This window comes from Curvibacter soli, from assembly GCF_029211125.1.
In the GTDB taxonomy this organism is placed as follows: domain Bacteria; phylum Pseudomonadota; class Gammaproteobacteria; order Burkholderiales; family Burkholderiaceae_C; genus Curvibacter_A; species Curvibacter_A soli.
Window position 1 is genome coordinate 37,579 of sequence record NZ_JARGEN010000039.1, and the last position, 21,782, is coordinate 59,360.

Genomic DNA, 21,782 nt, shown 5'->3' on the forward strand with positions numbered 1-21,782 from the left:
TGCGCGGCTGGGCACGTTCTCGGCGGTTCCAAAGTGGAACTGCCGAACCTCGCGGGCGCGTGCGTAGCTCATACCGCGCGGAGCCTCGGGATAAGGTCGTCGCCATCTTCCTGGCGTGCCTGACGTTCCAGCTCGGCACCCTTGGCAATGTCTGCCGACCGTCCGACCGTGGCCACCGTGTTGACGGCAATGGCGCGAGTCAGGGCAAGGGCAAGGCGGGTCAGCTTCATATGCTCATCTGAGCCTACGGGCGCGGCCTCCAGGGCGCATTGCACGCGGGCAAGGTTTGCCGCCGATGCCAGATCAACCGGGTTCCATGTATCGCGGGGCCTGGCCTGCACGATGGCATCCCAAAACGGGCGGGCCTCGGGTGGCACCAGCACATGGGCGGGCGGCTCCAAGGGCGGCAGGGCTGCGGCTTGGGTGGCGGCGATGGCTGCGGCGGCAGAGTCTGAGCGTTTGCGCTTGGGCGTGAGCTTCATGATTGCCTATTTTTTAAGCAGTCAGCGTTAACGTAAGGGGAACAGGTCGGTTCGGCGTCCTCGGTTGCTGGTGATTTCTGGTTGACGCTCTCAGCATCCCCGGCAAGGCCCGTAGCGGCCTCCACAGTCGATTTGTTCCAATGGCTTGAGGGGTTGGCAGGCCAGCCGCTTACATCGCATCCATGGTTCACCCGCTTGCCCAGGTCGTGGGCGGTGTGTCGGCTATGGCACGGAGCACACAAGCCGACAAGGTTCGAGCGGCTGTTGTCCATGGCGTTGTCGTTGATGTGATGAACTTGGGTCGCTGGCTCGATCAGTCCACGCGCTTCGCACTCGGGGCACAGCGGCTGCTCGGCCAGTACCATGCGGCGCAGCTTTGCCCAGGCGTCCGAGTTGAGGGGCAGCAGCCGCCCATTCTTGGCCGTGGTGTAGCGCTTGGTGCGAATGTCTGCCAATGTCAGCGGCTTGCGTTGCAGCTCATGGGCCATCGTCAAGCCCTTGGGGTTGGCCGTGTCCAGCATCTTCAAGCCTCGGGCCTTCCAGGGGTCTAGCATCTTGAGCTTCACGCCATGGCCTCCTGTTGCTTGCTCGGGTATGGCTGCGGCGCGGTGGTAGTTCCCGAAGTTTTGGGAGCTGCATCGTCGATACCGTCGAACAGTGGCATGTTTTCCAGGCGGGCGGCATAGGATGGTTTCATCCACCCCGATTCAATGGCGCTTGCATAGAACTGCGCACGGTTCACGCTGTCGCCTCTCAGCAGGCCTTCTACGCTGTGCTCGGCAAAGTAGGTTCTACGTCCGGCGTCCGTCAGGCACTTGGCTGCAATGGCTTGTTCCCAGGCGATCAAGTGACGGCGCAATGTCATCGTGACGAACTGCCGTGCCAGCTCCACGCTGTTGCTGTAGTTGGCAGACTCCATAGATTGCACGATCAGCGGCGGGCAGCGGAACAGGCGGCACACCTCAATTACGGACAGCTTGCGGGCCTCGATCCAGCTTGCATCCTCCAGGCTCATGCTCAGGGCTTGGAAGTCAACACCTTCTTCAAGAATCGCCGTGCGGCCTGCATTCGCAGCACCTGCATGTTGACTTGCCCACGATGCGCCGATGGCCTGGCGTTGCTCGGGCTTGAGCTTGCCGGGGAACTTCAACACCCCCAGGAGCTTTGCGCCGTTGGTGAAGGTGCTCACACCGTGCTGATTCTCTGCAATGGCCAGTTCCACCACACCACGGGCGGCAGCGATAGGCGACACACCCAAAACACCGTCATCACCCAGGCGGTGGCGCAAGTGCAGCACCTCGTGAGACAGCAGGCGGGTTAATACCCCGTCCTTCGTGTAGTCGTACACCAGGCCGGATGCCGTGCGCTGCACTTGCACGTTGTCCGGGTTCAGCGGCCACAGCTCCCGCACCTGGCCATCCCAGCCACGCACCAGGCGGGCAAAGGCGTTACCCCTAAGCAGGACACACGCTTGCATGTACTCGCGGGCCTCCAGGGCGGTTTGCTCGGGGTTGGCCATGTCGTGCAACACGCGGTACAGCGGGTGGTCTGTAGCTCGCTCCCGGTCGTCGCCGTTGCGCTTGAACAGGATCAGCGGCAGGGATGCCGTGGTCTCTGCGATGGCTTGGACGCAGGCATAGACTGCCGATACGCCTTGCGCGGTGGCAGGCGTCACGCTCGTGGCAGACAGCGGCACAGGCCAGCCGTTGACGCCCAGGACGGCGCGTTCCTCCATGCCGATGGCGGATTTGATGCGGGTGATGATGCTCATCGGCAAGTCTCCAGCCACACGCGGTTGCAGTCCCAGAAAGAGCGCTCAGGCGGGCGGCTGCGCTTCGCTACTTCGGTGTCCGCATAGGCGGGCGTCGCCGTCACAGTGACCTCGTGCAATTCCACGTTGCGCAGCTCGCGCAGCATGGAGCCGTCGCCACGGTCTAGCCAGGTGTCGCCACCAGGCGGAACGATGAAGCCAAACGATGCACCTTGGATAACCCGGCTCTCCACCAAAACGGCAATATCACGGGCCACTGAGGTATCAGGCAAGCGAAGCTCAAAAGCCAATCCATGCTCATCTTCCCGAAGTTGCAATGTGCCGGAGGCGGTGCTTCCCAGCAGGGCGCGGCGGTCGTGGTCGGCAAGCGCCACGATGTTGCGGCCGTCTGCCAGCGATGCGCGAAACGCACCAGGCATAACGCGCTCGAAGAAGTCGCCTATCCGGGTTTCCGAGCCGAAGCGCGCAACATATCCTGTCAGCCGTCCGGGCGATGACGCCCGAAGCTCGCCAGTACGAATTTCAAGCGTCATCGTCTGCTCCTTAGATGCCCAGGTCGTCTGCCACCACGAACGCCTTTGGATGGCGTACCACGGCATCCATGGTGTGCATGATCCGCAGTTGAACGTCGCCCTTTTCGTAGTAGCCAGCCGCATACGGATTGGCCAGCACCTCGGTCACACCCCATTCACCAATCACGATTTGCGAGAAGTCGCCAGCGATCACGCGGCCCTTGTCTGGTGTGCCGCTCTTGGCGTCCAGTTGGTTGGTGACGTAGGCGGGCAGGCCAGCCACGCGGCCGCCGTCCATCAAATACACGCTACCGGCGCTGGCGTCCTTGAGGGTGGTTTGCAGCTTCGTGGCGGCCTTGGCATGGGTCAGCACGGCATTCGGAGTGATGTTCTCCAGGCCCAGCTTTTCCAGCATCGCCACGATGGTGGCCCAGCTCAGAGTGGCAAGGTTTGCCGTCTGAATGCCGCTCACGTTCAGGATGCCCACCGGCTGCTTTGCCACTGCGGTTCCATGCAGCAAAGCTTTGTCCACTGCCAAGCCCACCACGGCGCTGATGTCGTCGCGCAGCAAGGCTTCGATGCTGGGATTGCTCTGCAATGCCAGGTTGCGGGAGAAGGCCGTCAGCGCGCCCACGGTCTTGGGTTCCAGCTTGATGGAGCTGTACGTGGTGTTGCTCTCGGTCAGGCTGTCGCCTTCGGCCACCCAGTAGGCGGTGGCTGCGCCGGTCGCCTTGGGCAGGACGGTATCGCCACGCAACCCAGTCAGCACGCGGGCGCCCAGGCTGCGCACGATCAGGCTGTTGCGCAGCAGGCCGATGAATTGATCCGCACGGTAGTCGTCGGGCACCACAGCAGCCGCGCCGGTGGTGGTCATGGTGGTGCGCTTTTCAAAGATGCTTGTGGGCACCAGCACGCCACCGTTGCGGGCGGTCAGGCCCTGGCGCTTGGCTTCGGCTTGGAACTCGGCCAGTGCGCCGGTAACGCTGCGGTTTTCAATCTGAGCGGCGATGGCGTCCAGCACGTTGACCTGGCCTTCCAGCTCGTTGCGGGCCTTGTCCACCGGGGCACCCAGGCTGCGGCGCTCGGCGTCCTCGATGAACTGGGCGCGCTGCTCGTCGGCTTCCAGATTCTGAATCTCGATCTTGAGCTTGTCGAACTTCGCCTGGCCTTCGGCGTTGAGCTGGGGAGTGCTGGCCAGCAGGGAGCGGGCTTCGGAGACTTTGGCGGCGCGGGCTTCACGGATTTGGTGCAGTTGCATTTGTGGGCTTTCTTGAAAAGGTGCCCATGCAATCGCCGGGCGGGTTGTGATAGTTATTGCCTATCAATTAGGCGTGATATATAGCCTTTATCAATCGTCGTGTCAAGAAAAAACCCGCTCGGGGCGGGCCGTTATGCTGCAACCTCTCAACACAAAGGAGAGTCATGAAGTCAGCAACTATCCTTGCCGCGCTTTTCATGTTTGCCGCAGGCCCTTCATTTGCGCAGAGCGCTGCGCATGATGCGCTCCTAGCTCAGTTCAAAAGCAAGGCAGAACCAACAGTCAAAGACGCAATCTGGACTTCCCCAAAAATGCTCAAGGTAGGCGTAATCGACAACGGGACGAATCGAGACGGCTTCGCTGCGTATGTGTGCGGCGAAGCCGCCTCTGCCGGTCTAAAGGGCATCAGCGTCCAAGTCATAGATATCGCCAAACTCAAGAGCACTGGCAAATGGGTGAAACTCGGTGAGATGCACTGTAGGTAGCAAGGGCCACGTCACCCCTTATTGCCCTCAGTGCTGCATTCGACTGCCTACAGATGGCATCTCTAGATGGTCTACGGGAGACGTAGTAGGCGGGGGCACAAAAACACCTCTGATAGCACCGTGAGACGTAGTAGGCGGGGTGCCTTCTACTACGCGAGACGGTGCTATACGCGGTGTCTGTACTACGCGAGACGGGGTAAGGGGTGCGTTTTTTTGGTAGGCACCACGCACAAACGTCTCAGCCGCACCAGGGTCATAACCGGGGATTTTGTCGAGCGCCCGCCATGTAACGGCATACCAGCTCGCCTTGTTGGGGCGGTGGCCCTTCACAGTCTCATGGATGAACCCGGCTTCGATCAGCTTGCGCTTTGCCCGCAATGTCACGTCCGGGCTGTTCCAGCCGCGTTTTGCTAGGTACGCGTCTGACAGCAGCAACCGCCCATTGTTGTCTCGCACAAACTGGCGTGCCAGCTCAAAAAGCAGGGCACGCGCAGGATGGCTCAGAGCAGCGTAGGCGGGGCAATCCAGCACACTCCAAGGCAAGGCTACAAACCCGCCTGCGTCGCGCCCTGAATCGCCCTTGTGGCCTCGGTTGCGGCCGTTCGCCATTACACGGCACCTTGTTGGAAAAGGCCCGCCATCTTGGCGATGTGCCTGCGTTCGCTCTGCTCTGCCACCTTGGCAACGTGAAGGGCGTTTTCTGGCAGCAGAGTTTCCACATGCAGACGCAGCAAGGCCCGCAGATCACGCGCAGGCATGGCCTCGGCCTCCACGGTGTAGGTCAGGTGCTGGCTGCGCTTATCGCCCTCCTTGCGCGGCTTCGTGGGCAGTTCGTACTGTTCCACCTGTTCCTCGTTGATGGCGATCCGGCGGAAGTCCATGTCGATATCGGCGCGCAGGTGTTCGCGCAGCTCACGCTCCAGGGACTGGTCGATCAGCACGCCAGCGGGGTCGTAGTCGCCCACGTAGAGCACGATCAGCGGGCGGGTGTCCTGGCTGGCGTTGTGCTGTTGCGCGGCCTCATGGATGAATGACAGGCTGGAGAACCCGCCACAGGGGAACAAGTCCACAGCCAGCTCCTGGCAGTCATCCAAGATCACCGAAGCAATGCTTCGTGACTCTGCCCACACCTCACAGCGGTAGTCCGAATCGCGCCACAGGTCGGCGCGGTACAGGTGGCCCATGCGCCGGAGAAAATCACCGGCGTCGTCGTAGGTGTTGACAAAGTAGCCCCTGCGGCTCATGTCCGCAATCCAGTGATATGGGATCAGGCCGGAGCGGCGAAGTGCAACACACCGGGCCTGCACATGGCGATAACCACGATCAGACTTCTCCACCGGCTCACCCAGGCGCGGGTCTGTCATGCGGTAGAACACATGCCGGACAGACTGGGGATGATCTTCGCGCAGGACGGCAATGATTTGCTCGTCGAGCTGTGCCATGCGGGTTTTGGTGCGGCGATCTCGTTTTATGGTGCTGGCACGTTTAATTTTCATGCTGCACCTCCGGCTCACTCACCAGCGTGTAGAGCGCCACACGCGCATGGTGATAGCCGTCACGGTCCACGATGACCACGGGGTCAGTGGTGATGTGATAGCCCTTATCGCGCAGCCCCTTGATGCGGGCAGGAGCCTGATAGATACCCAGACGGCGCAGGTCATAGGAGGTATGCGGGCGAATGCGCAGCACTTCCAAAATGCGCTTGAACTGCGCTTCTGTGGCGGTGGACTTGTCCATTACAGCGCCTCCTTTGCGGCCACGCTGTTGCGCTCGCGGGTAATGCCCTCCAAGTACTTCGCCACCGCCTTGCGCGGGTACAGGTAGCGATTACCCAGCAGGATATAGGCAGGGCCGGTGCCGCGCTTTCTCCACGCCTCCACGGTGCTTTGGGACAGCTTGCCCAGCAGCATGATGTCGGTTTCTGTCAGGCAGTCGAGTTTGTCCGCCAGTGTGCGCAGGCGGTCGAGTTGATTTTCTGCGGCGGGTTGCAGTGTAGCTTCCATTTCCCATTACCTTTCTGGCGTAGGCCAAAAGTGATTGATGGGTAATGGTGCTTTGCATTAGCTATTAAATCTATAGCATCGTACTAGCATAGTACGTACTAAACCTGCAAAGTACGTACTATGCTAGTAAGGTACAGATTCCCATTCTTTGCACCAGCGTTCAATTACGCGTTGGCTCTCCAGTGACTCGTATTTGTCGAGCATGGCCCTTGCAAATGCAGATTTGCTCTTGTACTCATGCTTGTTCTTTTGCCAACGCTCCCAGCATTCGCGCACGTTCTGCTTTGCCACCTGCTTCGGATCTCGATGGTGTCTTACCATCGCTCGCATTCCAGCTCTAGCACTTACTCCTTTTTCATTTGCGAGTTGCGCGAAATGCCAAAGTGAATTTGCGTCCAAATTGTTTTTGACGATTAGATTTAAACGCTCGATATGCGACTCATATATTTTTGCGTTTTCCTCTGGAGTAGATTCAAAATCCGGAAAAGGAAGGCCATCATATAGCTCGTCAATGACTGCTTGCGCGCGTTCTCTATGGAGCGCCTCTTTTTCCATATCCTCCCAGTTCACGGGTGGTAATGGGCATTCTTCATCTAAATCTGATTCATCGATAAAACGAACAATTTTTCTCATCGCGTTCCCTCACGCTCCCTGAAAAGGTGCCAGCCCAGCCCGTCAGGGGAAACGGGTTTTCGGGGATCAGTCTAGGGCTGGCGAATGGGGTTTTAGGCCGTGGCGACTGCGCAAGGCTGTGCAAGCGCGGCGCGGTGGGCAGCCCTGGCGGCTTGGCGGCGAGTGAGGGCGGGATCGACGTAGTTGCAGCCGACTTGCTCGGCCTCGCTGTTGATGCAGTTCGCGATGTTGTCGGCCTTGCCCCAGATGGCGCGCAGAGCCTGGGCAATGATTTCCGGGTGAAGGTAGCCGTCGGGGTGTTCGAACTGTGCCAATGCGAGCTTGGCGATGGCGCTGATTTCGGAAAAACCATCTTGCGCAAGGCTGTCCATGAACTCCACAGTGTCGCGGAGCGTCTTGATGTCTTCGGGTTTGGCGGTTTGATTTACAGTTTCGGTAGCCATGGTGAAAGTCTTTCTTTCGTTGATGGTCAGACAGCCTTGGCGGTCGAATCGCCTTGGCTGTCGCCTTGTTGCCCTGCATGATCCGGCGCAGGGCTTGCCGGTTTCTTGATAGCGTCGTGCACGTCCGATGGCTTGATGGCCGTGTACCGGCGCAGCATGGCCCACGTCTTGTGCCCAGTCAGTAGCGCCACCTGCGGGATGCCAAGGCCCATGCGGAAAAACTGAGCGGCGGCGCGGTGGCGCAGGTCGTGAAAGTGCAAGTCCTCGATGCCCAGCGCAGTGCAGGCGCGGGTGAAGGATGCCGATACGCTACGCGGGTCATAGGGAAACAGGAACCCGGTCTTGCGCTCGGCAATGATGGGTTCCACGATGGCCCAGGCATCCGGCAATAGCGGCACCGTCTGGTCGTTGCCTTTCTTGTTGCGCGGGTCTTTGCGGTCGCGGATCACCACGGTCTTGGCCTCGGTGTTGATATCCTCGATTTCCAGCCGCGTGATTTCGCCTTGCCGCATCCCGGTTGCCAATGCGAACTGACACAGGGTCTGCATGGGGATTTGCTGGCGCTTCAAGGTAGCCCAATGGCCATAGATGCGCCCTAGCTCGTCGTCTGTCGGCTCCCGGTCACGCTCCTGGCTGCGGGTGTTGAGGCCACGGTGCATGAGGCTGGCGCGGGCGTCCAATGCAAGGCGCTCGGGCAAGTCGAGCTGGCGGGCATGGCGGCCCCACTTGAGCACGGCAGACAGATAAGACAGGTCTGCGGCGATGGTCACGCCCCCTGCCCCGTCATCCTGGCGGCGGTCGATAAAGTCGCGCAGCACCACAGCGTTAAGGTTCGCCAGCTTCACTTTGCCCAGCTCGCGTTTGAGCATGGCAAGGGTTGCTTCCTTCGTCTTGCCGGGTAGCTTGGTGCTGCTCTCGTTGTATTTGTCGATCAGGTCGCCAAGCGTTGCGCCCTTGGGGACGGGCGCATAGCCACCAGCGGCGATGTGGCTGGCCTGAGCCTCCACGGTGATGGCCCAATCCTTCGCTTCGCGCTTGGTGGCGAAGGTGGCAGCGCGGTACATGCTGCCCCTACGGATTTGAGCACGCCACTTGCCGGACGGTAACTGAGAAAATGAGGCCATGTGTGTGCAGTCGTGTGCATTGGTTAATGCTCAGATTCTGCACTTTTTAGGCACTTCGTGTGCACACCGTGTGCACTTTATCTTGCACACGGGGTAAAAAGCAGGTTCTACAGTTGGAAAATACCCTTATAAATCAATCACTTAGCCCATGGCGTATGTCCGTTGCGCCGATGATGGACTGGACCGATCGCCACTGCCGCTACTTCCACCGGCTGCTTTCGCGCCATGCGCTGCTCTATACCGAAATGGTGACGACGGGCGCGCTGCTCCATGGCGACGTGGCGCGTCACCTGCGCTTCAACGCTGAGGAATACCCCTTGGCGCTGCAACTGGGCGGCAGCGAGCCCGCCGACCTGGCGCACTGCGCGCGGCTGGGTGCGCAGTGGGGGTACGACGAAATCAACCTCAACTGCGGCTGCCCGTCCGAGCGCGTGCGGCGTGGTGCGTTCGGCGCCTGCCTGATGAAGGAGCCCGCGCTGGTGGCCGACTGCGTGAAGGCCATGGTGGACGCGGTGGACCTGCCAGTGACTGTGAAGCACCGCATCGGCATCGATAGAGCGCAGAGCTACGCCTTCGTGCGCGACTTCGTCGGCACGGTGGCCGATGCCGGCTGCAGGGTGTTCATCGTCCACGCGCGCAACGCCTGGCTGCAGGGTCTGAGCCCCAAGCAGAACCGCGAGGTGCCGCCGCTGCGCTATGAAGTGGTGCACCAACTGAAGCGCGACTTCCCGCACCTGGCCATTGTCGTCAACGGCGGCATCTCCACGCTGGACCAGATGGCCGCGCAATTGCAGCACCTCGATGGCGTCATGGTGGGCCGCGAGGCGTACCACAACCCCTGGTTCCTGGCGGGCTGGGACGCAGCCTTCCACGGGGCCTCTGCCGGCGCTTCCACGCGCGAATCGGTCGAGGCGGACATGGTGGCGTACATGGAGCGCGAGGCCGCCGCTCACGGCACGCCCTGGTACGCCATCGCCCGCCACATGCTCGGCCTGCGCAACGGCCTGCCGGGCGCGCGCCCCTGGCGCCAGGTATGGAGCGATCACCGGCTCAAGCTCTTGCCTGCGCGCGAGGTGCAGGCGCTCGCGCATGGCGCGGTACGGAAAGCGGCTTGACGGGGCCTCGAGGGAAGGGTGGGTCTTGCCGAATACGACGACGGGCGTGGCGTCCCGTCATCACTCGTCGTGACGGGAGCCAACACGCTCGACATGACGCAGATCGAGGCCGTGCGCGATGCCATCGCGGTCAAGCGCCCGCTGCACCAGCAGCGCCGCTCCAGGCGCTTGTGTGCCGATGCCGGGTACCCTCGTCACCATCGCCGCAGCATGGCTGGAGTACCATAGCTGCCTGTAACTAAGTTACCTGATTGCAGGCCCATCCGATGAAACTCCATCCCACCGTCCACGCGGTCACCGAACGCATCCGCGCCCGCAGCGCGCCCACCCGCGCGCCCTACCTGGAGCGCCTCGCGGCCCTGGCCGCGCGCGCGCCCGGCACCGACCGCATGGGCTGCGCCAACGTGGCCCACGCGTTCGCGGGCATGCCCGAATCCGATCGCGCGCGCGCCGTGCCCGCCCTGGGCAGGCTGCGCGTGGTGGCCGCGCGCGCGCCCAACATCGGCATCGTCACGGCCTACAACGACATGCTCTCGGCCCACCAGCCGTTCGAGGGCTTCCCGGCCCTGATCCGCGACGAGGCGCGCCGCCACGGCGCCACGGCCCAGGTGGCCGGCGGCGTGCCGGCCATGTGCGACGGCGTGACCCAGGGCACGCCTGGCATGGAGCTGTCGCTGTTCAGCCGCGACGTGATCGCCATGGCCACCGCCGTGGCGCTGAGCCACGACGTGTTCGACGCCGTGCTGATGCTCGGCGTGTGCGACAAGATCGTGCCGGGCCTCTTGATCGGCGCGCTGCACTTCGGCCACCTGCCCACGGTGTTCGTGCCCGCGGGGCCCATGCCCAGCGGCCTGTCCAACAACGCCAAGGCCAAGGTGCGCGAGCAGGCCGCGCAAGGGCTGGTGGGCCGCGCCGAGCTGCTGCAGGCCGAGGCCCAGGCCTACCACGCGCCGGGCACCTGCACCTTCTACGGCACGGCCAACAGCAACCAGATGCTGCTCGAAGCCATGGGGCTGCACGTGCCGGGCACGGCTTTCGTGGCGCCGCAGAACGCCATGCGCGCCGAACTCACGCGCGAGGCGGCCCGGCTGGTGCTGGGCGTGCCGCACACGGGCGGCGCCGGGCCGTCGGCAGCCGGCCCGCGGGCCTGTCCCGCCATCGGCCACGTGGTGGACGAGCGCGCCATCGTCAACGCCATGGCCGCGCTGCTGGCCACGGGCGGCTCCACCAACCACCTGATCCACTGGGTGGCCGTGGCGCGCGCCGCGGGCATCGCAATCGACTGGGACGACTTCGCCGCGCTTTCCGCCGTGGTGCCGCTGCTGACGCGCGTCTACCCGAACGGCAGCGCCGACGTGAACCAGTTCCAGGCCGCGGGCGGCCCGGGCTACGTGATCCGCGAGCTGCTCGACGCCGGCCTGATGCACGCGGACGTGCTGGCCGTGCGGCCCGAAGGCATCCGCGCCTATACCGCCGAGCCGGTTCTGGAAGGCGGCCATCTGCACTGGGTGCCGGTCGGCGCGAGCCGCGACGAGTCCGTCGTGCGCCCGGCCAGCGCGCCGTTCAGCGCCACGGGCGGGCTCAAGCTGCTGCAGGGCAACCTGGGGCGCAGCGTCATCAAGGTCTCCGCCGTGCCCGAGGACCGCCACGTGGTGCAAGCCCCGGCGCGCGTGTTCGACTCGCAGGAGGCGCTGCAGGCCGCGTTCAGCGCGGGCGAGCTGGAGCGCCTGTGCGAGGCGAGCCCCGCGCACGGCCTGGTCTGCGTGGTGCGCTGGCAGGGCCCGCAGGCCAACGGCATGCCCGAGTTGCACAAGCTCACGCCGCCGCTGGCCGTGCTGCAGGGCAAGGGCTACCGGATCGCGCTGGTGACGGACGGGCGCATGAGCGGCGCCTCGGGCAAGGTGCCCGCGGCCATCCACGTCAGCCCCGAGGCGCTGGCCGGCGGGCCGCTGGCGCGCGTGCAGGACGGCGACCTGATCCGCCTGGACACCGTGGCCGGCACCCTCGACGCGCTGGTGCCGCCCGCCGAATGGGCCGCCCGCGCCCACGCCGCCATGCCCGAGGCGCTGCGCCAGTCCAGCGGCGCGGGCCTGGGCCGCGAGCTTTTTGCCAACATGCGCCGCAATGCCCGCGCGGCGGAAGAAGGAGCCTGCACATGGTGACCACCCCCGAAGCGGCGCACGCTGCCGCGTGTAGCCGCCTTCCCCTCCAAGGGGCGACGCCAGTGGCCGGGCCAAGCCCGCACCACGGCATCCGCTTGCCTTGGCCGCGCCGGATTCGCGCAGAGCATGCCGCACCCAACGCATGGGAGTAATTGCATGGATACCCTGACCGCCCTGGACGTGATGCGCGACGCGCCCGTCATTCCCGTCATCGTGCTGCACGACGCGGCCCACGCGGTGCCGCTGGCGCGCGCGCTGGTGGCCGGCGGCATCCGCATGCTGGAGATCACGCTGCGCACGCCGCAGGGGCTGCCCGCCATCGCGGCCATCGCGCGCGAGGTGCCCGAAGCCGTGGCCGGCGCCGGCACCGTGCGCACCGCCGCCGAGGCGCGCGCCGTGGCCGACGCCGGCGCGCGATTCGCCGTGAGCCCGGGCTACACGCCGGCGCTCGGCGCCGCCTGCCGCGAGGCCGGGCTGCCGCTGCTGCCCGGCGTGGCCACGGGCGGCGAGATCATGATGGCAGCCGAGGACGGCCATGCAGCGCTCAAGTTCTTCCCCGCCATGCAGGCTGGCGGGGCGGCCATGCTCAAGGCTTGGGGCGGGCCGTTCGGCGACATCGTCTTCTGCCCCACGGGCGGCATCAGCGCGCAGAACGCGGCGGACTTCCTGGCGCTGCCCAACGTGGCCTGCGTGGGCGGCTCGTGGCTTACGCCGGGCGACGCCGTGGCGCAGGGCAACTGGGCGCGCATCGAAGGCCTCGCGCGGGCTGCCGCGGCCTTGCCGCGCGCCTGATGATTCATATACTCCCCACATGCATGGCTGCCAGCGCAGTAAATTTGTGCGATGGAGATTGATACTCCTGGGGAGTATATGATTCATGCCTTGGCGGCGCGCGGTTTTACCGGCGGCCCGCCTTCTTCCTCGGGGCGCCGGGCATAGCGCTGCGCCAGCACCGCGCAGACCATGAGCTGCATCTGGTGGAACAGCATGATGGGCAGCAGGATCGCGCCCACCGACGGGGCGGCGAACAGCACCTTGGCCATGGGAACGCCGCTCGCCAGGCTCTTCTTGGAGCCGCAGAACACGATGGTGATCTCATCGGCCTTGCCGAAGCCCAGGCGCCGGGCGAGCCAGGTGCTGCTCAGCAGCGCCAGCGCCAGCAGCACGGCGCAGACCACCAGCAGGCCCGCCAGTGCGCGCAGCGGCACCTGCTTCCACAGCCCCTCGATCACCGCGGCGCTGAAAGCGGTGTAGACCACCAGCAGGATGGAGCTGCGGTCCACCTTGCCGAGCACGGAGGAATGGCGCTTGATCCAGCCGGCGATCCACGGGCGCAGCAGGTGCCCCGCCACGAAAGGCGCCATGAGCTGCAGCAGGATGCGCCCGATGGCGTCGAGCGCCGAAGGCCCCGCCACGCCGTGCTGCGGCACGACGAGCAGGTTCGCCAGCACGGGCGTGATGAACACGCCCAGCAGGGTCGATGCCGATGCGCTGCACACTGCGGCGGGAATGTTGCCGCGCGCGATCGACGTGAACGCGATCGACGACTGCACCGTCGACGGCAGCACGCAGAGGTAGAGCACGCCGGTGTAGAGCGCGGGCGTGACCAGCGGCGCCAGCACGGGCTTGAGCACCAGCCCCAGCACCGGGAACAGCGCGAAAGTGCTGGCCAGCACCAGCAGGTGCAGCCGCCAGTGGCCGATGCCCGCCAGGATGGCCTCGCGCGAGAGCTTGGCGCCGTGCATGAAGAACAGCAGGCCGATGGAGAGGGTGGTCAGCGCCTCGAAGAAAGGCGCCGCCGCGCCGGCGGCGGGCAGCAGGCTGGCCAGGGCCACGGTGGTGGCCAGCGTCAGCGTGAAGTTGTCGGGAAGGTATGCGGGGCGTGCCATGGCTGTGCATTGGAGCGCAGGGCCATTCAAAAGAGAAATGGATTTTTTGGATAGATATATGATCATCCCGGCATGAATGTGAGCCTTCGGCAACTGCGCGTATTCCAGGCCGTCGCGCAGGAGCGCAACTTCAGCCGGGCCGGCACCCGCATCGGCCTGACGCAGCCGGCGGTGAGCCGCACCGTGCGCGAGCTGGAGTCGCAGCTCGGCGTGCGCCTGCTCGACCGCACCACCCGCGAGGTACACCTGACCGACGCCGGGCGCTCCCTCGCCGCGCGCCTGGAGCGGGCGCTGGAGGAGCTGGAGATGGCTCTGCAGGACGTGCGCGGCATGGCCAGCGGCCTGCGCGGGCGCGTGCGCGTGGCCAGCAGCCCCACGCTGTCGGCCAGCCTCATGCCAGCCTGCATCGCCGAATGCGCGCGCGTCTACCCCGACGTGCAGCTCGTGCTGCTGGACCGCATCCAGCAAGACGTGCTCGACAGCGTGCGCGCGGGCGAGGTGGACTTCGGCGTCGTCATCGACCCGCCCGACCCCGCGGACCTGTACTGCGAGCGCATCCTGACCGATCCGTTCTGCCTGGTGCTGCCCACCGCCCACCGCCTGGCGCGCCGCAAGCGCATCCCCTGGGCCGCCCTGGCGGGCGAGAAGCTGGTGCTGCTGGACCACGCATCGGGCAGCCGGCGGCTGATCGACGCCGCGTTGCTGCAGCACCATGCGCCGTGCGAGGTGGTGCAGGAGGTGGGCCACCCCACCACTGCGTTCTCGATGGTCGAGGCCGGGCTGGGCCTGAGCGTGCTGCCCGCGCTGGCGCTGCCCGCGGCCCGGCTGCAGGGCCTGGCGGTGCGGGCGCTGTCGCCCGGCGTCACGCGCGACATCATGCTGGTGCACCGCCGCAACCGCGCGCCGGGCCCGCTGGCGCAGCGGCTGTGGACGCTGGTGGCCGGGTTCGCGCACAGCAATGCTCCTGAAAAGATAGCTGAAGATTATTGATACACAAGCGCTGGAAGCATATTAGGCTCATGGCCCTAATTGCATGCAAAGTAAGTGGATGACATACAATCTGTTGCATCGCCTAGCTTTTTTTGCATGCCATGCCCGCCACCGACTCCCCGCACGCCGCCTTCGGCGCCCTGATCGGCCAGACCGCCCGCCAGTGGCGCCGCGCGGCTGATTTCCACTTGCAGCCCTTCGGCCTGACCGAAGCCACCTGGCTGCCGCTGCTGTGCATCGCGCGCGCGGCCGAGCCGATGTGGCAGAAGGATCTGGCTGCCGCGCTGTCGCTCGACGGCTCCTCGGTCGTGCGCCTGGTGGACACGCTGGAGCAGGCGGGCCTGGTGGCGCGGCAGGAGGATGCGGGCGACCGCCGCGCCAAGGCCATCGCGCTGACGGGGCCGGGCCAGGCGCTGGCGCGCAAGGTCGAGGCGGTGGTCCGCCGCGTGCGCGAGGACGCGCTCGCCGGCCTGCCGCAGGCCGATGTCGACACCACGCTGCGCGTGCTGCGCCAGGTATGCGACGCGCTCGCCGCATCGATGGCCGCGAAGGGCGAGGAGGGCGCCCGTGTCTGACTCCGCCCACGCCGCCGCCATGCCGCCGCACGCCGGCGCGCACCGCCGCCACGCGCCGCTGTGGGCGCTGGCGCTGGTCACCTTCAGCGGCACGCTGGCCATGCACATCTTCGTGCCCGCGCTGCCCCTGGCCGCCGCCGACCTGGGCAGCAGCCCGGCGCTGATGCAGATGTCGATCAGCGTCTACATCTTCGGCCTGGCGCTGGGCCAGCTCGTTTACGGCCCACTGGCCGACCGCTATGGCCGCCGGCCCATGCTGCTGGTCGGGCTGGCGCTCTACACCGTCGCCGGGCTGGCCTCGGCGCTGGCGCCCAGCGCGCACGCGCTCATCGTCGCGCGGCTGCTGCAGGCGCTGGGCGGCTGCGCCGGGCTGGTGCTGGGCCGCGCCATCGTGCGCGACACCGCGCTGCCGCAGGAGGCCGCGCGCCGCCTGGCGCTGATGAACCTGATGGTCACCGTGGGCCCCGGCGTGGCTCCGCTGATCGGCGGCCTGCTGGCGCCCGCGCTGGGCTGGCGCGCCATCCTGGCGGCGCTGTGCGTGCTGGGCATGGTCGGCTTCATCTGCACCTGGCGGCTGATCCCCGAAACCGGCACGCCGGGCGCGCAGGTGAACACCCGCGCGCTGGCGCGCCACTACAGGCAGTTGCTGGGCTCGCCCGTGTTCCTGGGCTATGCGCTGGGCGGCGGCTGCGCCACCACGGCCATGTACGCCTTCATCGCGGCGGCGCCGTTCATCTTCGCGGGCGAACTGCACAGGCCACCGCACAAGGTGGGGCTGTACCTGTCGATCCTGGTCTCCGGCGTCTGGCTGGGCAGCATGCTGGCCAGCCGGCTGGTGACGCGGGTGCGCATGGGCCGCATGCTGGTGAGCGCCAACGCCGTCAGCGTGCTGGCCGCGTTCGTGCTGCTGGGGGCGGTGCTCGCGCATCACCTGTCGGTGCCGCTGGTGGTGGTGTCGATGTTCTTCTTCACACTGGGCAGCGGCGTGGCGGCGCCCGCGGCGCTGACCCAGGCGCTGAGCGTGAACCCGCACGTGACCGGCTCGGCATCGGGCCTGTACGGTTTCGCCCAGATGTCCATCGGCGCGCTGTGCACGGTGCTGGCGGGCATCGGGCCCGACCCGGCGCTGGCCGCCGCGCTGACGCTGGCCGGCGCGGGTGTGGTGTCGCAGGCGGCGTTCTGGGTGGCCGCGCGGGCGGCGCGCAGCAAGCCTTAGAACACACGCAATCCTGCGCCGCTCTGGCCCTCGGCGCGCTGGATCAGCTCGATCTTGTAGCCGTCGGGGTCGGTCACGAAGGCGATGACGGTGGCGCCGCCCTTCACGGGGCCGGCCTCGCGCGTCACGTTGCCGCCGGCGGCCTTGATCTTCTCGCAGGCGGCATAGGCGTCGGGCACGCCCACGGCGATGTGGCCATAGGCCGTGCCCAGGTCGTAGCTCTCGGTGCCCCAGTTGTAGGTCAACTCGATCTCGGCCTGCGCCGGGTTGCCGCCGTCGAAGCCGAGGAAGGCCAGGCTGTACTTGTATTCCGGGTTCTCGGAGGTGCGCAGCAGTTGCATGCCCAGCACCTGGGTATAGAAATCGATCGCGCGTTGCAGATTGCCGACGCGCAGCATGGTGTGCAGGATTCGCATGGTGGTGGGGTCGTTTTCAGGGGAAGCCCGTGATTCTCCCGCATGACCGCCCGCTGCCGTGCCGGCAGGTGCATCCAACTGCCGGTTCCAGGATGAATGCGACGGCCATCGCGGGCGGCGCCTGGTTTGGCCGCGTGGGCTGGCCGCGCTCCACGGCGGCGCTGCTGCGGCGCCACGCGGGTTCATAGAAAAATTGGCCCGCAGCGCCCGTGGATACTGCGGTGGCAGCTATCAATACGATAGCTTCAGGCGATGTTGGGACTGTCGTTCCCGTCCTGCGGCGGCGCCAGCAGCGGGCTGGCCTGCCAGGCCTGCGCGGCGTACTCCAGCCGCAGCGGCCGGGCGTTGGCCAGCAGGGCCGGCGCCAGGGCCAGCCGCAGCAGGGCGGCCAGCACATAGAGCGTGCCGCCGTGGGCCACCACCAGCACGGGCGCGGGGGCGCGCAGCGCGTCGGCCAGGGCGTCGCGGGTGCGGCGCACGAACTGCTCCAGCGTCTCGCCGCCCTCGGGCAAGCAGTTCCAGTCGACCCGTGCGGAAGAAGTGCCGATCAGCGCGCCGAAGTTGCGTTCGCGCAGGCTGGCCCGCGGCTGCGGCGGCAAGCCGTGCGCGGCGGCCACGATGCGCGCCGTGTGCTGGGCGCGCGCCGTGTCGCTGCAGACGATGTGCGCCAGCGGCTCGCCGGCCAGCGCCTGCGCCGCGCGGCGGGCCTGGGCCTCGCCCGTGGCGTCGAGCGGCTCTTCGGGCGACTGGAAGATGCGCCGCGCGTTGCCCGCCGTCTGGCCGTGGCGCAGGAAGTAGAAAGGCACGGCCCGCGCATCCAGGGTCATGGATTCGGCCAGGATGCGCAGGCGCTCCAGCCCGGGGTCCGGCGCGGCGGTCATTGGGCAACCTCCGTGCTTTGCGCTTCGGGGCGAGCGCCTGCGGGCGGCCGGGTGGCGCTCATGCGGGTGCAGGCATGGTGTAGTTGAGCGTCATGCGTCCGCCATCCACCACCACGATCTCGCCGGTGACGTAGCTCGCCGCATCGCTGGACAGCCAGGCCACCGCGTCGGCCACCTCGGCGGGCTCGCCCAGGCGGCCCATGGGCGTGCGGCTCATGATGCGCGCGCGCGCGGCGTCGCTGGTCAGCACCGACTGCGCCGCGAGCTCGGTGGCGATGGTGCCCGGCGCCACCGCGTTCACGCGCACGCCCTTGTCGGCCAGCGCCAGCGCCATCACGCGGGTGAGCTGGTTGATGCCGCCCTTGCTCACGTTGTAGCTGGAGATGGTGGGGATGGCGAGCGTGCCGTTGACCGAACTCATGTTGACGATGCTGCCGCGGCCTTGGGCCGCCATCACGCGCGCTACGGCCTGGCCGGCGAGGAACGCGCCCTTGAGGTTGACGCGCAGCACGGCGTCGAAATCGGCTTCGGTCACGTCCAGGAAATCGGCGGCCTTGAAGATGCCCGCGTTGTTGACCAGTACGTCGATGTGCTCGAATGCCGCGAGCACGGTGGCCACCAGCGCATCGACCTGGGTCTTGTCGCCCACGTCGCAGTGCGCGTACAGCGCGCCCAGTTCGTCGGCCAGGGCCGGGCCGCGCGCGTCGTCCACGTCGGCGATGACGACCTTCGCGCCCTCGCGCGCGAAGCGCCGCGCGCAGGCCGCGCCGATGCCCTGGGCGCCGCCGGTGACGATGCAGACACGGTCCTCGAGGCCGAAACGGATGGGGGAAAGGTTTGCTGTGCTCATCTTCAAATGGTAGCGCCGCTACATGGCCCGGAACTGGTGCGCGTACATCCGGCTCACGGCCAGCCGCTCGGGCCGCTGGCGCAGGTGCAGCAGTGGCCGGCCCGCCGCATCGCGCGTGACGCTGGCTATGGCAGCGGCGCGCACCAGCGTGCCGCGGTGCACGGGCCAGAACAGCACCGGGTCGAGCTGCTGCGCCAGCTCCTTGAGCGGGGTGCGCAACAGGTATTCGCGCTCGGCGGTCAGCACGCGCACGTATTTGTCGGCGGCCTCGAAGTACAGCACGTCGGCCACGGGTACGAGGTGGATCTGGCCGTCATGACCGCTTCCGCTGGCCCGGAGCACGACCAAGCGCGGCGCGGCGGGCGGCGCGGCCAGCCCGGGCACCGCAAGCAATTCGCGCAGCCGGGCCACGGCCGCTTCCAGCGCAAGGGCGGCAGGCGCGCGCCGCGCCAGTGTTGCGCGCAGTTTGTGCACGGTTCTCTGCAGCCGTTGTGGCTGCACGGGCTTGAGCAGATAGTCCACGGCCTGGGCCTCGAAAGCCTGCACGGCGTACTGGTCGTAGGCAGTAATGAACACCAGGGCAGGGAAGGGCGGGCCATCTTCGGGCCAGGCATCGGCCAGTTCGGCGGCGGCTTCCAGGCCGCTCTGGCCGGGCATGCGGATGTCCAACAGCAGCACATCGGGGCGCAGCGCCAACGCCTCGCGCACCGCGCCCAGGCCGTCGCCCACGCTGGCGGCGATGTGCAACTCTGGCCAGGCCAGGGCCAATTCGCGGCGCAGCGCGTCGGCCAGCAGGGGCTCGTCTTCGGCGATCAGGGCGCGCGGCGCAGTCATGTTCATACGGTGATTCTTACAAGGGAAAAGTGGCCGCAGCGCACGCCCCGCCTGCGGTGACAGCTATCAATTCAAGAGTACCTCGGCTGCCGTACAGGGTGGCGAGGCGCTCGCGCACCTGCGCCAGGCCAAAGCCGTCCGCCGCGCCGGGAGCCAGGCCGGCACCGCTGTCGCGCACCTCCAGCCGCAGCATGCCACCGGCCAGGGATGCGCGCACGCCGATGCGCCCGCCCGCCACCTGCGGCTCCAGCCCGTGGCGAATGGCGTTCTCCACCAGCGGCTGCAGCAGCAGCGGCGGTACCGGCACGGCGCTGAGCGGCTCGGGCAGCTCCAGCGTGTACGACAGGCGTGGGCCCATGCGCACGGCCATCAGCGCCAGGTAGTCGGCCAGGCGCGCGAACTCGTCGGCCAGCGGGTGCAGCGTGGCGCGCGATGCGCCCAGCGTGGCGCGCAGGTAGGCGATCAGGCGGTCCAGCATGGCCTGCGCGCTGGGTGGGTCAGTGGCGATCAGCGCACGCAGATTGGCCAGGGTGTTGAACAGCATGTGCGGCTCTATCTGGGTTTCGAGCAGCTTGAGGCGGGCTTCCGCGGCGTCGCGCTGCGCCTGCGCGATGCGCGCCTGCAGCGTGCGGGCCTGGCTGTCGCTGTAGAAGAAGAACGCAATGGCGAGGCCGCAGGCGACGGTGATGAGCAGTGCCACAACGGCGTCGTGCCGCCGCAGGAAATTCAGGCCGCCAAGGGAATCCCCGCTGTAGAAGTCGCCTATCGCTGTGCCCAGCAGAAAGCCCGCTGCAACGCCTGTTGCCACCAGCGCCGCGCCGCGCCAGCCTTGCGGCCAGGGCATGGGCTTGCCGCGCGTCAATGCCGCGCGGCCGGCTTCGATGACCAGCCAGCACGTCATGCCGATCGGCAGCGAATAGGCCAGTTGCACATTCCACGCGCCCTGCTTGGCCAGCGTCAGCGCCAGCGCGATCAGGCAGCAGATTGCAGCGACGATCAGGCCGCGGCGCAGAGGGGAATACTGCATGCGGCGGATTCTAGGGCAGTGTTCGATGCTTGGCGGCACCAATAAAAGCGATGCGTTTTGGCGCAGGGCAAGGCGCAAACCACAGCGATAGCCATAGCTATCGCGAGGATTTGCAACGCCGCATGGCGCCCCGAGCGCGGTGCTGGCAGGTGCATAGCGCTCTCACCCACGAGGTGAACCCCATCGAAGCCGGCAACGCTCGATTGCATGCGGCCTGGCAAGGGATACGAAGCGGTCAACTGCCGTTTCTAGGTTGAACACTGCACTAGGGCGCACTGCAAGCGGCCACGATGGCCGGTATGGTTCGTGCGTCTGGGCGCGGGCAACTGGCTGAAGTCCGTCTTCGCAAAAGAAGCGTTGACGGATTGGAGCGGCGCAATGGGTCGCGGGCCTTCAAAGACGATGGCTGCGGCGACGACGATGGTTACGGCAAGCACCGACAGGGGAAGTAAGGGTGCCATACGCATGCCGGACGCCCTACTTGGCTCTTTGCAGCGCTTCGCGCTCGCGTTGCAGCAGCCGCGCGTACAGGCTGCCGCCCGGCATCGCCAGCCAGGCCACCGTAGCGTGGACAAGCAGACCCAGGCCCCAGCCCAGGGCTGGAAACACAGCCCAGTGGCGCCCCTGGTGCGTCGCGAGTGCGATCAGGAATAGGTTGACGGCGATGTATATGCTGGCATGGATGTACCAGCCCAGCTTTGCGCCCGCGCGCTTGCGGGCCAGTTGTTCGATGCCGTCGGGCGGTGTGTCGTGGCAATGCATGGCAGGTTCCTGAAATGGGATGGCCTGCACTGTGCACTTTGCGCCGCTGGACGGCCAGCGCCGTGCGACGCAAACGCCGCCCGGCGGCGCCAAATGCTTGCAGCACGGCGCGACCGGCGGGCTGGTGCGGCACATAAAACCGCGCCTTTTGCCGCATCGCTTTAATTTGTGCCGCCAAGCATCGAACACTGCATTAGAGGCATGAAACACTCTGAAAACGCAGCGCTGCGATCAGTAGCGGTAGCCGCCGCCGGAGGCGCCCCGGCCGCCGCGGTTGCCATTGTTGCCACCGCCGCCACCGCCGCCGCCGCCGCCGCCGCCGCCGCCGCCGCCGCCGCCGCCGCCGTTGCCTGA

At 66.5% G+C, this 21,782-nt stretch carries 26 protein-coding genes; 8 read left to right on the forward strand and 18 right to left on the reverse strand.

Annotated elements, in window-relative coordinates; genetic code table 11:
* Positions 1-68 precede the first annotated feature (68 nt).
* The 5 genes from PY257_RS09965 to PY257_RS09985 are packed head-to-tail and all read right to left on the reverse strand — an operon-like array spanning position 69 to position 4,023.
* The gene (locus tag PY257_RS09965) at positions 69-482 is read right to left on the reverse strand and encodes a terminase (RefSeq protein ID WP_275741270.1); all 414 of its coding nucleotides are present in this window, start codon (positions 480-482) and stop codon (positions 69-71) included.
* Complete coding sequence (locus PY257_RS09970) at positions 479-1,048, reverse strand: HNH endonuclease signature motif containing protein (protein ID WP_275741272.1); 570 nt, start codon at positions 1,046-1,048, stop codon at positions 479-481. The genes PY257_RS09965 and PY257_RS09970 overlap by 4 nt, the downstream gene beginning before the upstream one ends.
* Positions 1,045-2,253 carry a phage portal protein gene (locus PY257_RS09975; RefSeq protein ID WP_275741274.1) on the reverse strand — a complete coding sequence of 403 codons (1,209 nt, stop codon included), beginning with the start codon at positions 2,251-2,253 and terminating at the stop codon, positions 1,045-1,047. Before PY257_RS09975 ends, PY257_RS09970 begins: the two co-directional genes overlap by 4 nt.
* Positions 2,250-2,786, reverse strand: coding sequence for an HK97 family phage prohead protease (locus PY257_RS09980; protein ID WP_275741276.1), 537 nt, complete (start codon positions 2,784-2,786; stop codon positions 2,250-2,252). The genes PY257_RS09975 and PY257_RS09980 overlap by 4 nt, the downstream gene beginning before the upstream one ends.
* Positions 2,787-2,796: 10 nt before the next feature.
* Positions 2,797-4,023 (reverse strand): phage major capsid protein, encoded by a 1,227-nt coding sequence (locus PY257_RS09985; RefSeq protein ID WP_275741278.1) that lies wholly within the window; start codon positions 4,021-4,023, stop codon positions 2,797-2,799.
* Between the two features lie 164 nt (positions 4,024-4,187).
* On the opposite strand from PY257_RS09985, the gene PY257_RS09990 reads away from it, so the two are divergent.
* Positions 4,188-4,508: a hypothetical protein gene (locus PY257_RS09990; protein ID WP_275741280.1), complete on the forward strand. Its 321-nt coding sequence runs from the start codon at positions 4,188-4,190 to the stop codon at positions 4,506-4,508.
* A gap of 608 nt (positions 4,509-5,116) precedes the next feature.
* On the opposite strand, the gene PY257_RS09995 is transcribed toward PY257_RS09990, so the two are convergent.
* The 6 genes from PY257_RS09995 to PY257_RS10020 all read right to left on the reverse strand — a co-directional run bounded on the left by PY257_RS09995 (position 5,117) and on the right by PY257_RS10020 (position 8,651).
* Entirely contained in the window at positions 5,117-6,004 is an 888-nt protein-coding gene (locus tag PY257_RS09995) for a hypothetical protein (RefSeq protein ID WP_275741282.1), read from the reverse strand.
* Complete coding sequence (locus PY257_RS10000; protein WP_275741284.1) at positions 5,994-6,245, reverse strand: helix-turn-helix domain-containing protein; 252 nt, start codon at positions 6,243-6,245, stop codon at positions 5,994-5,996. Before PY257_RS10000 ends, PY257_RS09995 begins: the two co-directional genes overlap by 11 nt.
* The gene (locus tag PY257_RS10005; RefSeq protein WP_135149223.1) at positions 6,245-6,511 is read right to left on the reverse strand and encodes a helix-turn-helix transcriptional regulator; all 267 of its coding nucleotides are present in this window, start codon (positions 6,509-6,511) and stop codon (positions 6,245-6,247) included. Before PY257_RS10005 ends, PY257_RS10000 begins: the two co-directional genes overlap by 1 nt.
* Before the next feature lie 123 nt (positions 6,512-6,634).
* A complete protein-coding gene (locus PY257_RS10010) occupies positions 6,635-7,144 on the reverse strand; it encodes a hypothetical protein (RefSeq protein WP_275741289.1) in 510 nt (169 codons plus the stop codon).
* A 92-nt stretch (positions 7,145-7,236) separates the two neighbouring features.
* Positions 7,237-7,587 carry a hypothetical protein gene (locus tag PY257_RS10015; protein ID WP_275741291.1) on the reverse strand — a complete coding sequence of 117 codons (351 nt, stop codon included), beginning with the start codon at positions 7,585-7,587 and terminating at the stop codon, positions 7,237-7,239.
* A 26-nt stretch (positions 7,588-7,613) separates the two neighbouring features.
* The gene (locus tag PY257_RS10020) at positions 7,614-8,651 is read right to left on the reverse strand and encodes a tyrosine-type recombinase/integrase (RefSeq protein WP_275741293.1); all 1,038 of its coding nucleotides are present in this window, start codon (positions 8,649-8,651) and stop codon (positions 7,614-7,616) included.
* 188 nt (positions 8,652-8,839) lie between these two features.
* Between PY257_RS10020 and dusA the strand changes: the two genes are divergently transcribed.
* From dusA to eda, 4 genes are all read left to right on the forward strand, one after another.
* Positions 8,840-9,826 (forward strand): tRNA dihydrouridine(20/20a) synthase DusA, encoded by a 987-nt coding sequence (dusA, locus tag PY257_RS10025; RefSeq protein ID WP_275741325.1) that lies wholly within the window; start codon positions 8,840-8,842, stop codon positions 9,824-9,826.
* Between the two features lie 18 nt (positions 9,827-9,844).
* Positions 9,845-10,054, forward strand: a complete 210-nt coding sequence (locus PY257_RS10030; protein WP_275741295.1) for a hypothetical protein — start codon at positions 9,845-9,847, stop codon at positions 10,052-10,054.
* A 38-nt stretch (positions 10,055-10,092) separates the two neighbouring features.
* Entirely contained in the window at positions 10,093-11,988 is a 1,896-nt protein-coding gene (edd, locus tag PY257_RS10035) for a phosphogluconate dehydratase (protein ID WP_275741297.1), read from the forward strand.
* A gap of 156 nt (positions 11,989-12,144) precedes the next feature.
* The gene (eda, locus tag PY257_RS10040; protein ID WP_275741299.1) at positions 12,145-12,780 is read left to right on the forward strand and encodes a bifunctional 4-hydroxy-2-oxoglutarate aldolase/2-dehydro-3-deoxy-phosphogluconate aldolase; all 636 of its coding nucleotides are present in this window, start codon (positions 12,145-12,147) and stop codon (positions 12,778-12,780) included.
* Positions 12,781-12,863: 83 nt separating this feature from the next.
* Here the strand turns inward: eda and PY257_RS10045 are convergent, their stop codons facing one another.
* A complete protein-coding gene (locus PY257_RS10045) occupies positions 12,864-13,877 on the reverse strand; it encodes a bile acid:sodium symporter family protein (protein ID WP_275741301.1) in 1,014 nt (337 codons plus the stop codon).
* A gap of 72 nt (positions 13,878-13,949) precedes the next feature.
* Here PY257_RS10045 and PY257_RS10050 point away from each other — a divergent pair, with 72 nt between their 5' ends.
* The 3 genes from PY257_RS10050 (at position 13,950) to PY257_RS10060 (ending at position 16,658) form a co-directional block, all read left to right on the forward strand.
* On the forward strand, positions 13,950-14,867 hold the full coding sequence (locus PY257_RS10050; protein ID WP_275741303.1) for a LysR family transcriptional regulator: 918 nt from the start codon (positions 13,950-13,952) through the stop codon (positions 14,865-14,867).
* A 101-nt stretch (positions 14,868-14,968) separates the two neighbouring features.
* On the forward strand, positions 14,969-15,442 hold the full coding sequence (locus PY257_RS10055) for a MarR family winged helix-turn-helix transcriptional regulator (protein WP_275741305.1): 474 nt from the start codon (positions 14,969-14,971) through the stop codon (positions 15,440-15,442).
* A 19-nt stretch (positions 15,443-15,461) separates the two neighbouring features.
* A complete protein-coding gene (locus tag PY257_RS10060) occupies positions 15,462-16,658 on the forward strand; it encodes a multidrug effflux MFS transporter (RefSeq protein WP_275741327.1) in 1,197 nt (398 codons plus the stop codon).
* On the opposite strand, the gene gloA is transcribed toward PY257_RS10060, so the two are convergent.
* From gloA to PY257_RS10090, 6 genes are all read right to left on the reverse strand, one after another.
* Positions 16,655-17,074: a lactoylglutathione lyase gene (gloA, locus tag PY257_RS10065; protein WP_275741307.1), complete on the reverse strand. Its 420-nt coding sequence runs from the start codon at positions 17,072-17,074 to the stop codon at positions 16,655-16,657. The two genes, PY257_RS10060 and gloA, sit on opposite strands and share 4 nt — an antisense overlap.
* Before the next feature lie 245 nt (positions 17,075-17,319).
* The gene (locus PY257_RS10070; RefSeq protein WP_275741309.1) at positions 17,320-17,955 is read right to left on the reverse strand and encodes a histidine phosphatase family protein; all 636 of its coding nucleotides are present in this window, start codon (positions 17,953-17,955) and stop codon (positions 17,320-17,322) included.
* Positions 17,956-18,013: 58 nt separating this feature from the next.
* On the reverse strand, positions 18,014-18,805 hold the full coding sequence (locus tag PY257_RS10075) for an SDR family NAD(P)-dependent oxidoreductase (RefSeq protein ID WP_275741311.1): 792 nt from the start codon (positions 18,803-18,805) through the stop codon (positions 18,014-18,016).
* A gap of 18 nt (positions 18,806-18,823) precedes the next feature.
* The gene (locus PY257_RS10080; protein ID WP_275741313.1) at positions 18,824-19,645 is read right to left on the reverse strand and encodes a LytR/AlgR family response regulator transcription factor; all 822 of its coding nucleotides are present in this window, start codon (positions 19,643-19,645) and stop codon (positions 18,824-18,826) included.
* 10 nt (positions 19,646-19,655) lie between these two features.
* Positions 19,656-20,666, reverse strand: a complete 1,011-nt coding sequence (locus PY257_RS10085) for a sensor histidine kinase (RefSeq protein ID WP_275741315.1) — start codon at positions 20,664-20,666, stop codon at positions 19,656-19,658.
* A gap of 477 nt (positions 20,667-21,143) precedes the next feature.
* Entirely contained in the window at positions 21,144-21,428 is a 285-nt protein-coding gene (locus tag PY257_RS10090) for a 2TM domain-containing protein (protein ID WP_275741316.1), read from the reverse strand.
* Positions 21,429-21,782 lie beyond the last annotated feature (354 nt).

What these genes read in the sequence shown, in the direction of transcription:
- PY257_RS10050 (WP_275741303.1), top strand. Translation starts at nt 13,950, where the DNA reads ATGAATGTGAGCCTTCGGCAACTGCGCGTATTCCAGGCCGTCGCGCAG.
- gloA (WP_275741307.1), bottom strand. Translation starts at nt 17,074, where the DNA reads ATGCGAATCCTGCACACCATGCTGCGCGTCGGCAATCTGCAACGCGCG.
- PY257_RS09980 (WP_275741276.1), bottom strand. Translation starts at nt 2,786, where the DNA reads ATGACGCTTGAAATTCGTACTGGCGAGCTTCGGGCGTCATCGCCCGGA.
- PY257_RS10000 (WP_275741284.1), bottom strand. Translation starts at nt 6,245, where the DNA reads ATGGACAAGTCCACCGCCACAGAAGCGCAGTTCAAGCGCATTTTGGAA.
- PY257_RS09985 (WP_275741278.1), bottom strand. Translation starts at nt 4,023, where the DNA reads ATGCAACTGCACCAAATCCGTGAAGCCCGCGCCGCCAAAGTCTCCGAA.
- PY257_RS10060 (WP_275741327.1), top strand. Translation starts at nt 15,462, where the DNA reads ATGCCGCCGCACGCCGGCGCGCACCGCCGCCACGCGCCGCTGTGGGCG.
- PY257_RS10010 (WP_275741289.1), bottom strand. Translation starts at nt 7,144, where the DNA reads ATGAGAAAAATTGTTCGTTTTATCGATGAATCAGATTTAGATGAAGAA.
- eda (WP_275741299.1), top strand. Translation starts at nt 12,145, where the DNA reads ATGGATACCCTGACCGCCCTGGACGTGATGCGCGACGCGCCCGTCATT.
- PY257_RS10080 (WP_275741313.1), bottom strand. Translation starts at nt 19,645, where the DNA reads ATGAACATGACTGCGCCGCGCGCCCTGATCGCCGAAGACGAGCCCCTG.
- PY257_RS10070 (WP_275741309.1), bottom strand. Translation starts at nt 17,955, where the DNA reads ATGACCGCCGCGCCGGACCCCGGGCTGGAGCGCCTGCGCATCCTGGCC.
- PY257_RS09995 (WP_275741282.1), bottom strand. Translation starts at nt 6,004, where the DNA reads ATGAAAATTAAACGTGCCAGCACCATAAAACGAGATCGCCGCACCAAA.
- PY257_RS10020 (WP_275741293.1), bottom strand. Translation starts at nt 8,651, where the DNA reads ATGTACCGCGCTGCCACCTTCGCCACCAAGCGCGAAGCGAAGGATTGG.
- PY257_RS09975 (WP_275741274.1), bottom strand. Translation starts at nt 2,253, where the DNA reads ATGAGCATCATCACCCGCATCAAATCCGCCATCGGCATGGAGGAACGC.
- PY257_RS10055 (WP_275741305.1), top strand. Translation starts at nt 14,969, where the DNA reads ATGCCCGCCACCGACTCCCCGCACGCCGCCTTCGGCGCCCTGATCGGC.
- PY257_RS10015 (WP_275741291.1), bottom strand. Translation starts at nt 7,587, where the DNA reads ATGGCTACCGAAACTGTAAATCAAACCGCCAAACCCGAAGACATCAAG.
- PY257_RS09965 (WP_275741270.1), bottom strand. Translation starts at nt 482, where the DNA reads ATGAAGCTCACGCCCAAGCGCAAACGCTCAGACTCTGCCGCCGCAGCC.
- PY257_RS09990 (WP_275741280.1), top strand. Translation starts at nt 4,188, where the DNA reads ATGAAGTCAGCAACTATCCTTGCCGCGCTTTTCATGTTTGCCGCAGGC.
- PY257_RS10090 (WP_275741316.1), bottom strand. Translation starts at nt 21,428, where the DNA reads ATGCATTGCCACGACACACCGCCCGACGGCATCGAACAACTGGCCCGC.
- edd (WP_275741297.1), top strand. Translation starts at nt 10,093, where the DNA reads ATGAAACTCCATCCCACCGTCCACGCGGTCACCGAACGCATCCGCGCC.
- PY257_RS10045 (WP_275741301.1), bottom strand. Translation starts at nt 13,877, where the DNA reads ATGGCACGCCCCGCATACCTTCCCGACAACTTCACGCTGACGCTGGCC.
- PY257_RS10075 (WP_275741311.1), bottom strand. Translation starts at nt 18,805, where the DNA reads ATGAGCACAGCAAACCTTTCCCCCATCCGTTTCGGCCTCGAGGACCGT.
- PY257_RS10085 (WP_275741315.1), bottom strand. Translation starts at nt 20,666, where the DNA reads ATGCAGTATTCCCCTCTGCGCCGCGGCCTGATCGTCGCTGCAATCTGC.
- PY257_RS10005 (WP_135149223.1), bottom strand. Translation starts at nt 6,511, where the DNA reads ATGGAAGCTACACTGCAACCCGCCGCAGAAAATCAACTCGACCGCCTG.